Source organism: Pontibacter kalidii (genome assembly GCF_026278245.1).
Classification (GTDB): Bacteria; Bacteroidota; Bacteroidia; order Cytophagales; family Hymenobacteraceae; genus Pontibacter; species Pontibacter kalidii.
In genome coordinates this window covers 2230172-2245464 of record NZ_CP111079.1, presented here as the reverse complement: position 1 = coordinate 2245464, position 15293 = coordinate 2230172, and the positions used below count along the sequence as shown (strand labels likewise).

The following is a 15293-nucleotide window of genomic DNA, read 5'->3' as shown; positions in this document are numbered from 1 at the left end:
CCTACGAATAGGACATTACCACGGCAGCCTGAACCCAAGGCTGATAAAGCCACGCCAGTCAGACCGACTCTCGTGGGCAATGCCTGCCGTAATGGGGCCTGCATGGGTGAGATAGCCAAGGGTGGCGCTGTAGCCAAGGCGGGTGGTTTCGCCGCGCAGGGTGCGGTAGCCGTGCAGCAGGCTGGTGTTCATCAGAGTGGAGCTAAGCTGAAAGTATAGCTTCTTCCGAAGCTCCGCCTGCAGGCCCAAGCCCGTGTACACCAGGTTGTCGGCAGAGTAGGCAAAAGGCTCCGCAGCGCGGAACTCCACCATGTTGGGCAGCACCGAAGTATAGCCTCCTATCAGGCTCTCCTCGCCCACAGGCAGGTCATTACTAGTGTACATGACCAGGCCCTGGCGCAGGAGCAAACTGAGATTGCGGCGCAGCGGCACCACACCGTTCGCCCTGAGCGAGACACGGAAGTAGGGGGCAATATCGCTGGGGATACTGTTCTCCAGGTCCTGCTGCCCTTGCCGGGCGCGGATGGTAAACCGGTTGCCAAAGATATAGCTGCCCTGCACCTCAGCCTTCCAGCCGCGGGTGGGGAAGGCAGGCCGGTCCAGCGTGTTCAGGCGGAAGAAGGTAGAAAAGGTCCAGTTACGCACCTTCAGTTGCTCCAGCGTACTGATATCCACCGTTAGCGAATCCAGGGTGATCTGCCCGGCCACCTGCGGGTAAAGGCGTGCGAGTTTGTACTCGAGTTGCTGCCCCAGTGTCCAGGCGTTGTTGGTGGTGGTTTGCCAGCCCAGGGTGCCCAAGTTGGTGTTCTGCTGCAGGATGGCCACTTTGTTGCCACTCTCGTTAAAAATTGAGATGTCGTTTTTATAATACTGGCTCCCCAGTTTGGCGGCGATGTGGTAGCGGTAGCCCATGTACTTGAGGTAATTTACATCACTGCGGATGTTCTGGCCCAGGTCTACCTCGGCCACAAAGCGGGAGCCCTGCCAGAACAGGTTGCGGCGGGTAAAGTTAACGGTAGCCCCGGCCCGGTTTTCGGAATCGTAGTAGATGGCGGTTTTGAGGGCACCCTCTGCTGCCTCCTCTACATTTACCTGCAACATGTGGCTGCTGTCGGTGGGCACCAAGGCGTAGGAAACCTTGTTAAAATGACCGGTGCCGTAAAGGATCTCGATGCGGTTCTCGATGGTGCCGATGGTAGTGGGCTCGTTCTCCTGCAGGCGCAGTCGGCGGCGCAGAATACGCCGTGGGGTGGCGTTAGTACCGCTGATGAGCACTTTGCCCACCTTTACCGAATCCTCCAGGCTACTGCGTTCAGAGTGGTGCATCGGCTCCCGGAACGAGTGCATGTACGCCGCCAGGGCGCGCAGGCTGTCCTCGTACTCCCGTGCCACATGCTCCCCAATCCTGATGACTTTCTCCGCATCGGCGAAGCTGCCGGTCTTGTAACCTTCCAGGTAGGGGAGAATATCTATCAGGAAGTCCGTTTTTTTCTTCTCGCTCTCCAGGTTAGCGGCACTGGTAAAGAAGGTGGCCTGCACCAGCACATCCAGCATGGATTTCAGGTTCTTCTCCGGCTCCAGGCCACTGCCCACGTTCACGCCGATCACAAAATCAGCCCCCATGTCGAGCACCTCCTGCACCGGAAAGTTCTGCACCAGGCCACCATCTACCAGCATTCGGCCATCAATTTTGATGGGTGTGAACACGGTGGGGATAGCCATACTTGCCCGCAGGGCCTCCGGCAGGAAGCCCTGCTGCAGCACAACCTTCTCACCTGTGGCCAGGTCGGTGGCCAGGCAGGCGAAGGGGATGGGCAGCTGCCTGAAATCACGTATGTTGTGCGCCCCGCGCGTAAGCCGAATGAGCAGGTTGTTCAGCGCCTGCCCTTCGATAAGCCCGCTCGGGAAGCTGATCCGGGTGCCATTGACGGGGAGCTCGAGCAGGTAGCGGCCGTAGTACTCCTTCTCTTCCATCGCGATCTGGCTTAAGGGCACCTGGTTGCTCAGCAGCATCTCCCAATCCTGGCGCAGCGCTATCTCCTCTATTTCGTCGGGCGAGTATCCGAGGGCATACAGGGCACCCACCAGGCTGCCCATACTGGTGCCTGTGATATAATCCGGGCGAATGCCGGCCTCTTCCATGACTTTCAGGAATCCGATGTGCGCCATGCCTTTTGCTCCGCCACCGCTCAGCACCAGCCCGATCTTCGGGCGCTTGGCCGGGCGCTCTGGCCATGCCTGAGCCGTTACCCGCGCAGGCATGCAGGTATAAAGCAGCAGCAGTAGGAAAAGGAGATAGCGGCTCATCAGGTAGTGTCGGGTTGCGCGGATGCCTCTCTATTAAACTATAAAAGTATGGGCTGGAGTATGGAGCATCCTGAAAGCGGAAAGATAAGCATTTCTGTACAAGCTGCTAAAGGATGAACTCGTTTCTGGGCAGTGGGCCATAAAAAAGCCGGCCTGTGGGTGCAGGCCGGCTTTTTAAAAGAAAAAGTTTATACTTAGATCGTCTCGTCAGTAATCTTTGATCCGGAGAAACCATAGTACATGATGTAGAGGTAACACACCAGCGGCACCAGGAACGATATTTGAAGGTCCCCGGTAATGTCGGCCACGGCGCCCTGCAGCGGCGGCACAATGGCGCCACCCACAATAGCCATCACCAGCAGCGAAGAGGCCTGGCTGGTATGCACGCCCAAGCCTTTGATAGCCAGCGTGAAGATCGTTGGGAACATGATGGAGTTGAATAGGCCGATGGCAATAACCGACCACATGGCCACCGCGCCGGAGGCAAAGCTGGTAATGAGCAGCAGCACGACCACGGTGGCGGCAAAGTAGCCCAGTGTTCTGTTCGGGATAAAGCGGCCCAACATTAGCACGGCAAAATTCAGGGCGATCAGGCCCAGCACAATCAGGGCCTCGTTTAAGCCGTAGGCAAAGTATAATAGCACAAATACCACTGCCGCAATGCCGCCCATCACGATATACTTTCCGCCAGCGTTTTTCGAGTTAGAGAGGGCTACGGCGCCAAAGAATCGGCCCACCATGGCACCTCCCCAGTAAAAGGCTAGGAAGTGCCCGGCCTCTGCCTCCTCCAGGCCGGCAATTTCCGGCAGCCTGAAGAAGTTAATGAGCGCGCTGCCAATGGCTACCTCACCACCCACATAGGCAAAAATACAGATGATGCCCAGCACCAGGTGGCGGTACCGCAGGGCGCCTGCGCCTGGCGTAATCTCGTCTGTGTTCTGTATGCTGGGCAGCTTCGAGACTTTAATGAGCAGTGCGATGGCCAGCAGGGTGGCAGCCAGGCCCAGGTACGGCATTTTCACGGAGTCGGCACCGGTGTCCGTAGCGTTTACCGCACCGAAGATAAGGTAACCGCCAATGATAGGGGCCACCGTGGTTCCCAGCGAGTTCAGGGCCTGCGTCATGTTCAGGCGGCTGGCAGCTCCTTCCTGCGGGCCAAGTATGGCCACATAGGGGTTAGCCGCTATCTGCAGGATGGTGATGCCCGAGGCCAGCACGAACAAAGCGCCGAGGAAGAAGCCGTAGCTCAGCGTAGAGGCCGCCGGGTAAAACAACGCACAGCCCACCGCCGCCACGATCAGCCCGACAATGATGCCGTTTTTGTACCCGATCTGGCGGATAGGGTCTCCTTTGGTGATGGAGAGGATAAAGTATAGGAGCGAGACGAAGAAGTAAGCCCCGAAGAAAGCTGTCTGTATGAGCATCGCCTGCCATAGCTCCAGCGTGAACACCTGCTGTAGTTTCGGTATGAGGATGTCGTTGAGGCAGGTGATGAACCCCCACATGAAAAAGAGAAGGGTTACGGTAACCAGAGGACCTCTGTAGTTCTCGGTTACTTCCTGCGAAGCGGGTGTTTTAACATTGGTGTGCGAAGTGCCAGCCATAGTAATACGTAAGTTTATACTTGTTTAGGTTTTGATAGGATCTGCGCGGGCAGCATGATTGTCGAGCTGCAGCGGGTTTAAGGGAAAGAAGATGCCTCCTTTTTTACGCAGCAAACCTTGCAGCAGCGGGCAATTTACACTTTAAAATTAGCTGTTGCACGAGTTTATTGCACTACAAAAGTATAGGTTACTGTCCCTGCTTTCTAACGGATAGTTTGTAGATGGTCGTCTGCTCATATACTTCGCCGGGCCTGAGTATGGTATCCGGGAAAGCAGGCTGGTTCGGTGAGTCCGGAAAGTGCTGCGTCTCAAGGCAGAAGGCATAGTGCCTGGTATACCTTCTGCCGTCTCTGCCTGTCAGGGAGCCATCCAGGAAGTTGCCGGTGTAGAACTGAATGCCCGGCTGGGTGGTGTATACTTCCAGCACGCGCCCCGAGGCAGGTTCGTATACTTCAGCGGCCTTCACTATCCTTTCGTTGCCCAGGTTCAGCACATAGTTGTGGTCGTACCCGCCGCCCGCGATCTCGTGCAGGTGCTTGCCTACCAGCTGTGGCTGCCGCAGGTCCATAGGCGTGCCTGCCACCGTTGCCAGCTCCCCGGTCGGTATAAAGGTGTCGTCCACGGGGGTGTACTGCTCCGCATTGATCTGGATAAGGTGCCCGCTCACATCTTTAGCCTTCCCCGCCGAGAGATTAAAATAGCTGTGGTTCGTCAGGTTTACCGGAGTGGCTTTATCCGTCGTGGCGCTGTAGTCAATCCGTAGGGCGTTGTCGTCTGTTAACGTATAAACCACGGTGGCTGTCAGATTGCCAGGGTAGCCTTCCTCCCCGTCAGGGCTCCGGTACGTTAGCTTCAGAGCATTCTGCTGCGGTAGCTCCTCAGCCTGCCACACGACCCGGTCAAAGCCTTTGTTGCCGCCGTGGAGGTGATGTGGCGCATCGTTTACAGGTAAAATATGTGCCTGCCCATCCAGCGTAAACCTGCCCTGGGCAATGCGGTTGGCAAAGCGACCCACCACACCGCCAAAGTGTGGGTTGTTGGGGATGTAGCCACTCAACTCATCAAAGCCAGCCACCACGTCTCCCGGTTCGCCCTGCTTATCCGGTGTTATAAAGGAGGTTACGATGGCGCCATAGTTGGTGATCTTCACCGTAATGCCCCGCTGGTTTGTAAGGGTGTACAGGTATACTTGTTGCCCGTCCGGGGCGCTGCCAAAGGCTTCTTTCTTTATATCCATAGTATGATTTCGGTAGTTGTTTTGGCCGGCAACCTGCTGCTGTGCCTCTCCTTTGTGGCCGCAACGGCAAAGAGACAGTGTTAGCAAGAAAAGAACCTGTTGCCAGCATCCGTATAACCGGGGGATAAGTTAGAGGGTTTCGCGTTAAAAGCCAACACCAAGGGAGGCGATAACGGTAGTTTCCGAGAGAAATAGGGCCGGGCTTACTCAAAGTTAAGCGCTAGTGAGCGGCTGCCGCCTAACGAATCCAGTTCGTTGGCAGGTGCCTCTGAGGCGGAGCTCAGGCTGCTGGCCAAACCGCGCACACGTTTGCGTATAGAAGACGTATCCTCCTGTTCCTTCCCATGAAAGAGCTTGTGCAGTTTATCGATGGCCTTATAGGTGAGCTTATACACCGATTTCTGGTCGATGCCCATGATATCGGAGATCTCATCGTACTGCAGCCCGGTGTAATATTTCAGAAAGATCACTTCGCGCTGCCGCTCCGGCAGGTTCTTGAGCAGGAGGTGAACCTTCTGCCTGTCCAGTTCGGAGGTTTGCAGTTGGATGAGTTCAGCCTCATGCGAAGCCTCCATGCCCATCTTTGCGTCGTCGGGGAGGGGTTCGTGCCTGCTTTTAAAGGTAGCTTTTTTAACCAGCTCACAGCGGAAGGCCTTCAGCAGGTAGTTTCTCACGCTGGGCGGAGCAGAAAGGTTCTGCCTGCTTTTCCATACCTGAAAGAAAACCTGCTGTATACTATCCTTCACCAGATCAGGGTCTGAGGTAAGGCGTTGCCCATAGCGTAGCATTACGGGTGCATAGCGCCTGTACAAGAGGGTAAAATCAGCCTCACTACCTTCCCTAAACCTATTCCATATTTCCAGCTCTTCCATGCGAACCGTAGTTTTTGTCCAACTCTGATGCCTGAGTGCTTCTGCCCCAGCGGCTGAGGCACCCGTACCTCATACTTCTGCTACCTAGTTCCTGCCCATCGCGTCTCCGACTATGCCAAAGACTAGGAGCACAACGCTCTAGGAGCCAGAATCCCTCAAATTTATCAATATAAATATATAATTAAAATAATGCGGCCTGGTACTTAAAAAGTTGTTTAAACACTGGGTGTGTACTCACCTGCTACAGTTGGCTTTAGGCGCTGTAGAGGCGTTTTTTTTCTTCAATGAAAAGAGGACGGCCCGAGGGGCGAGGATTCTTCCCAGGTATAGGCAACCAAAAGGAATAGTGCACCTTTTACCTGAGATAGTTATGAGCAGGAGGGAAAGTTTAGGCTTTGTTGCCGCCGCAAGTATAAAAGGGCTTGACATGCTCCCCCTGAAAGATGAACCACCGCCCCGGCAGGCAGGGCGGTGGTTCTAGGGGTATAATACGGCAGGGTTAGGCTGCCTTCGTGTTTTGCGCTGTTACATAGAAGTTCGGATCCACCTCAACCTTGGTTCTCTTCTTTACCTTCAACTCCTGCCACTGGGTGGTTGGCTCCAGCCATTGCTCCTTGCCGTTCAGGTATACTTTCACCGGCATGTCGAAGTTGTCTACTGCGTTGGCCCAGCGGTACTGCAGCTTTTTGCCATCTACTTTATACTCCAGCCTCGGAATGCGCACATCGCGCAGGTACTGGTCGAACACCGGTGTCAGGTCGCGCCCGATGTGCTGGCTCAGGTAGTCCTCGATCTGCTGCGTGGTTACCGTCTGGTGGTAGAACTCTTGATTCAGGCCGCGGAGGATGCTTCTCCACTTTTCATCGTTGTTCGTGATCTGGCGCAGGTTGTGCAGCATGTTAGCTCCTTTCGGGTACATATCGCCGGAGCCTTCCTTGTTAACACCATACACGCCAATGATCGGCTTGTCGTTCTGGATGATGTTCCGCAGCCCGATCACGTACTCGTTCGCCGCCTTGGTGCCGTAGTGGTAATCCAGGAAAAGGGACTCGGAGTAGTTGGTGAAGCTCTCATGTATCCACATGTCAGCGGCATCCTTGTAAGTGATGTTGTTGGCAAACCACTCGTGCCCCGCCTCGTGTATGATGATGAAGTCGAATTTAAGTCCCCAGCCCGTGCCGCTCAGGTCGCGGCCCCGGTAGCCGTTTTGGTACCCGTTGCCATAGGTTACCGCGCTCTGGTGCTCCATGCCCAGGTACGGCACCTCTATCAGCTTAAAGCCATCCTCATAAAAAGGGTAGGGGCCGAACCAGTGCTCGAAGGCCTGCAGCATCTGGTGTGTCTGCGTAAACTGCTTTTTAGCCTTTTCGAGGTTGTAGCTTAGCGGGTAAAAGTTCAAGTCCAATTCTCCTTTCTCGCCCAGATAGGTGTCAGAGAAGTGGGCATAATCACCGATGCTCAGGTTCACGCCATAATTGTTGATCGGGTTGGCTACAAACCAGGTGTAGGTCTTGCTGCCGTCCGGATGCTCCTGCACGCCCTTCAGCTGGCCGTTGCTCACGTCCATCAAACCCTTCGGCGCCCGCACGCTGATGCGCATGCTGTCCGGCTCGTCGTACATGTGGTCCTTGTTGGGCCACCAGAGGCTGGCGCCGTCGCCTTGGTTGGAGTTGGCTATCCAGGGATTGCCGTTGGCGTCCCGGGCCCAAGTAATACCGCCGCTCCAGGGCGGGTTTACGCTGACTTGTGGTTTACCGCCAAAGTATACTTCAACCTCTTTCTCCTGGCCCACTTGCTGTGGCTCCTGCAGCTGCACAAACCAGGCATTTCCGTCCTGTTGCACCTGTAGCTCTTTGCCGTTCTGCGTTACCCGCTGGATGCGCATAGGAGGCTGCAGGTCCACCTGCATGCGCTGCTGCGGCTCCAGCACTTTGTAGCGGATGGTGTTGCTGCCTGAGATGCTGCTGTCTTGCGGGTTTACAGCCACGTTGAGGTGGTAAAAGGAGAGGTCCCACCAGGCGCGCTCTGGGGTAATGCTGCCGCGCAGTGTGTCCTGGCGGGTATATTCCTGCGCCTGCACCGCTGTGGCACCCAGGGAAAGTATGCCGCCCAGCGCCAGTGTACGGACTATGTGAGGAGTTTTCATAAATACGTTTTAAGGGTGATCATCAAAAAAACATCCTGCCTAAATTACTTTAAGCAGGATGTAGTAGCTAAGATAGCTGTTTTATGAAGTATGGCAACAATGCCATTGCAATTTATACCTTAAACAGGATGCACGATCTTCTTGTACTCCGGGTAGCGCTCAATGTAGGCCTCCACCACCGGGCACGAGGGGATGATCTTGTATTTATTCGACCTGGCAAACTCCAGCCCCTTCTTTACCAGCTTGCCTGCCAGGCCTTTGCCACGCTGGCTGTCCGGCACAAAGGTATGTTCAAAGTCGAGGATTTTGTCCTCGGTGTAAGAGTAGGTCAGTTCCGCCTCTTCCTCTCCGAAGGGTATGTAGAACCGGAGGTCTTCCTCATCATGAATTATTTCTGCGCTCATACTTATAGGTATTAGGATGTGATACTTTAACGGCCGCTGGGTATACTTGTTCGGGCTAGGAGCGGGGCTTGGCGCGTTCATATTGCGGTGCCCAGGCGTGCTCGGCACCTAGTTCCAGGGCAGCGTGCATCGGGAAGTATGGGTCGCGGAGCAGCTCGCGAGCCAGCAGCACCATATCGGCCTGCCCCTTTGCCAGAATCTCCTCCGCCTGCCTTGCCTCCGTAATCACGCCCACGGCGCCTGTCGGTATACCTGCCTGCTGCTTCACCTGCTCGGCAAATGGCACCTGATAGCCAGGCCCAACGGGTATGGATGCGCGTGGCACGTTGGCCCCGGTGGAGCAGTCGATCAGATCTACGCCCAGCTTCTTTAGTTCTTTGGCCAGCGCCACGGAGTCTTCGCCGGTCCAGCCGCCATCCGTCCAGTCGGTGGCCGAGATACGCACGAGCAGCGGCAGCTCCTCCGGCCATACTTGCCGCACCCGCTCGGTTACCTCCAGCAGCAGCCGGATGCGGTTCTCAAAGGAGCCGCCATACTTATCGGTGCGCTGGTTGCTGAGCGGGGAATAGAATTCGTGCAGCAGGTAGCCGTGTGCGGCATGTATCTCGATCACTTTAAAACCTGCCTTCAGCGAACGTATGGCAGCAGCTTCAAAAGCATCCTTAAAATCCTCGATCTCCTGCAGCGTCATTTCGTGCGGCACCGGGTTTTCCTCAGAGAACGGAATAGCACTGGGGGCCACGGTTTGCCAGCCGTTCTCCTCTTCCGGAAGTATGGCTGCTCCGCCCTCCCAGGGGCGGCGGTGGCTGGCTTTACGGCCCGCGTGGGCAAGCTGTATACCCGGTACGGATCCTTGCTCGGAGATAAAATTCGTAATGCGCTGCAGCCCTTCGATGTGTTCATCCTTCCAGATGCCCAGGTCGTGCGGCGTAATACGGCCTTCCGGCACGACGGCAGTGGCCTCTGCAATAATCAGTCCGGCGCCACCCACGGCCCGGCTGCCCAGGTGTACCAGGTGCCAATCGGTAGCGAAGCCATCCTGGCTGCTGTACATGCACATGGGCGACACGGCAATACGGTTTTTAAAGGTGATGCCCCGGAGGGTGAGGGGGGAGAAAAGTATAGACATGGTATTTGTTCTTCGTTTGTGTATGGTTATTCCCTGCTTAACAGCTTCCACTTTATAAGGTTTGAGGTTGGATGGCCGGCACCTCGCCGGAGCCGTAGCTTTTATACTGTGGAAGAGGAGTTTAATAAAGTAAATTTTATCTTTAGCGATTCGCTCTAAAGTATAAGCTCCCCTAACGTATGAAAAAGACATTTCTGACGGTACTTCTCCTGCTGCCCCTGCTGGCGATGGCACAGTCTAAAAGCCCGCAGGACCTGGTAAAGTATGTGAATCCCATGATCGGTACGGCCAAGATGGGCCATACTTACCCCGGTGCCACCGTGCCCTTCGGGATGGTGCAGCTTAGTCCCGACACCGATACCATACCGTATGCGGTGGATGGCAAGTATAACAAGGATGTCTATAAATACTGCGCGGGTTATCAGTACGACGACCCCACCATTGTCGGCTTCAGCCACACGCATTTCAGCGGCACCGGTCACTCCGACCTGGGGGATTTCCTGCTGATGCCCACCACCGGCGAGCTGCAGCTAAATCCGGGCACCGAAGATCGGCCCGAGAGCGGCTATCGCTCCGTTTTTTCTCACCAAAATGAATTTGCCGAACCGGGGTACTATAAAGTACAGCTCGACGACCACAACATCACCGCCGAACTCACCGCCACCAACCGCGTGGGCATGCACCAGTATACTTTCCCAAAAACCGAGGAGGCGCACGTGATCCTGGACCTGATGCACGGCATCTATAACTACGACGGCAAAAACGTGTGGACCTTTGTGCGCGTGGAGAACGATACCCTCGTAACTGGCTACCGCCAGACCAACGGCTGGGCCCGCACCCGCACGGTATACTTTGCCATGTCCTTCAGCAAGCCGATCAAGAGCTATGGCAACAAGGATTTCTCGGAGCCGCAGGTATACAAAGGCTTCTGGCGTAAGTTCGACCAGACGAAGGATTTCCCGGAGTTTGCCGGCACCAAGCTGCGCGCCTATTTTAACTTTGATGTGCAGGCAGGGGAGCAGCTGCAGGTGAAGTTCGCCCTCTCGCCGGTCAGCACCGAGGGGGCACTGGCCAACATGCAGGCTGAGGTGCCGGGCTGGGACTTTGAGCAGGTAAAGCAGCAAAGCCAGGCGCTCTGGAACCAGGAGCTCAACAAGATACAGGTAAAGGCGCTCCGCTCCGATGACCTGGTGAACTTCTACACCGCCATGTACCATACTTTCCTGGGGCCAACCACTTACATGGATGTGGACGGCAAGTACCGTGGGCTGGACCAGAACATCCACCAGGCGAATGGCTTTACGAACTACACCACCTTCTCGCTTTGGGACACTTATCGGGCGCTACACCCCTTCTTCAACATTGTGCAGCCCAAGCGCAATGCCGACATGGTCAAAAGCATGCTGGCCCACTACGACCAGAGCGTGCACAAAATGCTGCCCGTGTGGTCGCACCACGCCAACGAGAACTGGTGCATGATCGGCTACCACAGTGTGCCCGTAATTGCCGATGCCGTGATGAAAGGAAATGCCGATTTTGACGTGGAGCGAGCGCTGGAAGCCTGCGTGACCACCGCCCGCACCCGCTACTACGATGGCCTGGGCTACTACATGGACATGGGCTACGTGCCGGAGGATAAGAGCGGCTCCTCCGTATCCAAGACACTGGAGTATGCCTACGACGACTGGTGCATTGCCCAAATGGCCAAAAAACTAGACAAGCAGGAGATCTATAAGGAGTTTATGCAGCGGGCGCAGAACTACAAAAATGTGTACGATGCCCGCACCGGCTACATGCGCCCCAAGCTGAGTGACGGCACTTGGAAGCAGGAGTTTGATCCGCTGGACACGCACGGGCAGGGTTTTATTGAAGGCAACTCCTGGAACTACAGCTTGTACGTGCCACACGACCCGGCGCAGATGATCAGCATGATGGGCGGCAAGCAGCGCTTTGTGCAGCACCTCGACTCACTCTTTACCATGGAGCTGCCGGATAAGTACTTTGCCAACACCGAGGACATCAGCCGCGAGGGCATCATCGGCAATTATGTGCATGGTAACGAGCCGTCGCACCACGTGGCTTACCTCTACAACTGGACCGACGCCCCCTGGAAAACGCAGGAGCGGGTGCGCATGATCCTCAAAGCCATGTATAAGCCGACAGTAGATGGGCTGGGCGGCAACGACGACTGCGGACAGATGAGCGCCTGGTATATTTTCAGTGCGCTTGGTTTCTATCCGGTAGCGCCAGGCTCGGAACAGTATGCCATTGGCAGCCCGGCTGTAAAAGAGGCAAGTATAAACCTGGAGAACGGTAAGACCTTTACCATCCGCACCAAAAACCAGAGCGACAGGAATGTATATGTGCAGCGAATGGAGCTGAACGGCAAACCCTTAAACCGCAGCTTCCTCACCCATTCGGAGTTGGCAAACGGCGGCGAGCTTACCTTTTATATGGGGGCTAAGCCGAACAGGAAGCAGGTAAGCATGCCTTAACGGGCGGCCTCTGCCAAGATCCGGCTCAGGTCGGTCAGGATGCTACCCACGTCCCGCAGGGCGCGGTTCGTGTTGATGTTGCGCAGCGTGTCAAGGCACTGTTTTTGCAGTTTCTCAGCCTCCCGTATACTTGCCAGCAAGGCGGGGCGGTGGCGCTCCGTGGGCCCTACCATCGTATGGCTGAACAGGGTGATGCAGGCGGCTGTGGCCTCCATGGCTTGTTGCAGCGCCTGCGTATCCTGCAGGTTAGCCTCAAAAATGCGGGCGGAGTTAAGGTCAGCGATGCCGCGGCGGATACCCCGGATCTGGGTGGTGATGTGCTCCAGCCGCTTCACGCCGATGGCGAGCCTACTCAGGTGGGTGCGTTTGTGCGTCAGAAAGGGATTATACTTCAGGCTCTGCTCGGCTAGCTGCAGTGATTTTATACTTTGCTCGGTGGTGGCAATGAGCGCATCTGTTTCCTGCCGGCCCACCAGTTGCCCTTTCTCGGTTTGCCGCAGCTGCGAAGCTAGGAAAGCCAGCGTTCGGGTACCCTGCTCGCCTAAGGCAATCATGCTGTTCTCCACCTCGGGGATGGCGTTTTGCGGTACGATGAGCGCATTTATCAGCACCGCCACCACCGATCCTACTACCGTCTCTACCACACGGTCCAGGGCATAGCCCTCTTCCTGCAGCCCAAAAGCCAGCACCAGGAACGAACTCACCGCCACCTGCGACACAACCTGCGGATTCATCCGAAGCGCCTTGGAAATTCCCATGCCAACGATAATCGCCAGGAAAATGGAGAAGCTGCTCACGCTGAACCAGTGCCCGATGAGCAGGCTGACCAACACACCGCCGATAATGCCGATGATGCGCTGCGTGGCTTTCTCCACGGAGTCGGCTACGGTAACCTGCACGGTTAGAATAGAGGCCAGTGGCGCAAAGAAAGGGTACTCGGCACCAAGCACGGCAGTGGCCACCAGCCAGGAAACGGCAGCGGCCAGCGCCGTTTTTACAATTTGGAGCGAGAGCCCGATACGGGCAAAGAAGTCGATGGCTCTGGGCATGTTCTGCTATACCTGTGGCCGCTGGTAAGGTTATTAATGGAGCAGCTGCCGGCGCTGCAAAGGTATAAAGTATGGGGGAGTTTGAAACTCAACGATGCAAATACTAAGGGCGTGGACGGCAGCGAGGAAGTATGGCGGAGTTTGCAGCAATTAGCGGGCAGCAGGCGGCATCAGAAGTATAAACTTATTAGCACTCTCTGCTTCTAAAGTATACTTCAGGCCTTGTGCAGCAGGTTTCTGATCGTTTCCTCCTCCAGCGGCTTTTGCAGAAAACCTGCCAGGAAATCATACTTCTGGGCGCGTCTTACGTCATGGAAATCAACGGACGAGGTAAGCACGTACAGCAGGCTGCAGCTCTTTATCGAGGGGGCGTGCAGGGAAAGGGCATCCAGGAACTCCCACCCATCCATGCAGGGCATGTTCAGGTCCAGGAAAATGACGTCAGGTATCTTGTGGTGCTCGTTCTGCTGCAGGAGGGGTAGCAGGCACTGCAGCGCCTTGCCGGGGTTCCGAAAGGATTCATACTTCCGGGCAAAGTGCTCCGTAGCAAGCATCGCCTCTGTCAGGAAAGCGCTCACCTCGTCGTCATCGATAATATACACACACTTAAACATAGGCTTGCCTTATCCTACATAGCCCACTAGCCTGCAGCCTGGTTTAATGTATAAGCAGGCCTCAGCAGGGTGTAGGGATGTTGGTATACTTCCAATAAAAAATATGATACACAGGTAAATTGGATGTACGGGAAAACTAAGGTTTTGTGCCCGCTAAATTTTATTTTGATTAGCGGGAGGGAGCGTATTCCGGGTGAGCCAGGTACAGGATGCAGCTGCAGCGCCAGACGCTGTCGGTAGAAGTATGTTCAATAATAAAACGAAGCTCAAAAGGGTCTTATAAAGCGTAAAGTTATGAATGCATAGGCAGTGTTACGGTAAACGTAGAGCCAACGCCGGGGGTACTGGCCACCTCAATGCGGCCCTGCAGCAGCCTTACCTGCTCTTTTACAAGGTACAGCCCCAAGCCTTTGCCATCCACATCCTGGTGGAAGCGCTTGTACATTTTAAACAGCGAGGGGCCGACCTTGTCGAGGTTCATGCCGGTGCCGTTGTCTGCCACCGAGATCTGGACTTCCTCCCCCTGTTGCTTCAGCGAGACCGTTACCTCTAGGGGGCGCTCCGGCAGCCTGTATTTGATAGCATTGGATAAAAGGTTCTGGAGGATGCTCACCAGGAAAGCTTTTACGGTAAAAAGCTCCAGCCGCTCTGTGCCAGCCAGTGTTATAGTAGCGCCGGCGCTGCTGATCTCCTGCTGGATGTTGGCCACGCATAGCTGTACCAGTTCTTCCACGTCGCACCGCTCGCGGGGCTCATCGCCCTGGTGGTGCAGCGCCAGCATCTGGTTCAGGTCGCGCACCATGCCATCAAGCTGCTGTGCCGACTGCAGCAGGGCCACCAGCGCGGTCTGCTGCGTTTTCTCCGGCAGGTTATCTTTCTGCAACAGCCTTCCTAAGCCCAGCAGCCTGGCAATAGGGCTCCGGAAGTCGTGGGCGATGATCTTGCGGAACAACTCCAGTTCCTCGTTTTGGCGCTGAAGTTCCTGCGTGGAGCGAAGCATGGCTTGCTCGTGCTTTTTCTGCTCGGTGATGTCCTTGGCGATGCCGAAAATGCCCACCATCTCACTCCCCACTTTCAGGGGGAAATTCGTCACGTCCAGGAAAATCGTCTCGCCGCTGCCGTTGAGTACCACCGTTTGGTAGCGCTGCGGCAGGCCTTGCTTGGCCGCCTTGAAGTAATAAGATGATTCCTCCCAGTGCTCCGGGTGGATGTACAGCTGGAAATTTTGCCCGATCAGCTCCTCCTGCGTGCGCTGCAGAATTTGGCAAACCGTATAGTTTACCGTGTGGAAGGCGCCTTCCATGCCGATGGTATAAATGGCATCGGGGTAGTTGTTAAACAGGAGCCGGTTGAGTCGCTCCAGTCGCATGGAAGCAAGGCCTGTGCTGCTTTGGGTGAGGGGTGAAATGTTTTCCATGGGGTATTAAGTTTGTATT

General features: G+C 55.6%; 11 protein-coding genes. 1 reads left to right on the top strand and 10 read right to left on the bottom strand.

Annotated elements, in window-relative coordinates:
* Window positions 1–15: 15 nt before the first annotated feature.
* From OH144_RS09530 to namA, 7 genes are all read right to left on the bottom strand, one after another.
* On the bottom strand, window positions 16–2307 hold the full coding sequence (locus OH144_RS09530) for a patatin-like phospholipase family protein (protein ID WP_266206070.1): 2292 nt from the start codon (window positions 2305–2307) through the stop codon (window positions 16–18).
* 194 nt (window positions 2308–2501) lie between these two features.
* On the bottom strand, window positions 2502–3911 hold the full coding sequence (locus tag OH144_RS09525; RefSeq protein WP_266206069.1) for a sugar MFS transporter: 1410 nt from the start codon (window positions 3909–3911) through the stop codon (window positions 2502–2504).
* Window positions 3912–4098: 187 nt separating this feature from the next.
* Window positions 4099–5148 carry an aldose epimerase family protein gene (locus OH144_RS09520; RefSeq protein ID WP_266206068.1) on the bottom strand — a complete coding sequence of 350 codons (1050 nt, stop codon included), beginning with the start codon at window positions 5146–5148 and terminating at the stop codon, window positions 4099–4101.
* 203 nt (window positions 5149–5351) lie between these two features.
* Window positions 5352–6020 carry an RNA polymerase sigma factor gene (locus OH144_RS09515; protein WP_266206067.1) on the bottom strand — a complete coding sequence of 223 codons (669 nt, stop codon included), beginning with the start codon at window positions 6018–6020 and terminating at the stop codon, window positions 5352–5354.
* Window positions 6021–6519: 499 nt separating this feature from the next.
* The gene (locus tag OH144_RS09510) at window positions 6520–8166 is read right to left on the bottom strand and encodes a M1 family metallopeptidase (protein ID WP_266206066.1); all 1647 of its coding nucleotides are present in this window, start codon (window positions 8164–8166) and stop codon (window positions 6520–6522) included.
* A gap of 119 nt (window positions 8167–8285) precedes the next feature.
* Window positions 8286–8570, bottom strand: coding sequence for a GNAT family N-acetyltransferase (locus OH144_RS09505; RefSeq protein ID WP_266206065.1), 285 nt, complete (start codon window positions 8568–8570; stop codon window positions 8286–8288).
* Window positions 8571–8625: 55 nt separating this feature from the next.
* Complete coding sequence (gene namA, locus OH144_RS09500; protein WP_266206064.1) at window positions 8626–9699, bottom strand: NADPH dehydrogenase NamA; 1074 nt, start codon at window positions 9697–9699, stop codon at window positions 8626–8628.
* A gap of 179 nt (window positions 9700–9878) precedes the next feature.
* On the opposite strand from namA, the gene OH144_RS09495 reads away from it, so the two are divergent.
* Window positions 9879–12194, top strand: a complete 2316-nt coding sequence (locus OH144_RS09495; RefSeq protein ID WP_266206063.1) for a GH92 family glycosyl hydrolase — start codon at window positions 9879–9881, stop codon at window positions 12192–12194.
* Here OH144_RS09495 and OH144_RS09490 read toward each other — a convergent pair.
* The 3 genes from OH144_RS09490 to OH144_RS09480 all read right to left on the bottom strand — a co-directional run bounded on the left by OH144_RS09490 (window position 12191) and on the right by OH144_RS09480 (window position 15274).
* Entirely contained in the window at window positions 12191–13243 is a 1053-nt protein-coding gene (locus OH144_RS09490; protein ID WP_266206062.1) for an FUSC family protein, read from the bottom strand. The two genes, OH144_RS09495 and OH144_RS09490, sit on opposite strands and share 4 nt — an antisense overlap.
* A 215-nt stretch (window positions 13244–13458) precedes the next feature.
* A complete protein-coding gene (locus tag OH144_RS09485) occupies window positions 13459–13845 on the bottom strand; it encodes a response regulator (protein WP_266206061.1) in 387 nt (128 codons plus the stop codon).
* Between the two features lie 304 nt (window positions 13846–14149).
* The gene (locus tag OH144_RS09480) at window positions 14150–15274 is read right to left on the bottom strand and encodes a PAS domain-containing sensor histidine kinase (RefSeq protein ID WP_266206060.1); all 1125 of its coding nucleotides are present in this window, start codon (window positions 15272–15274) and stop codon (window positions 14150–14152) included.
* Window positions 15275–15293: the final 19 nt, after the last annotated feature.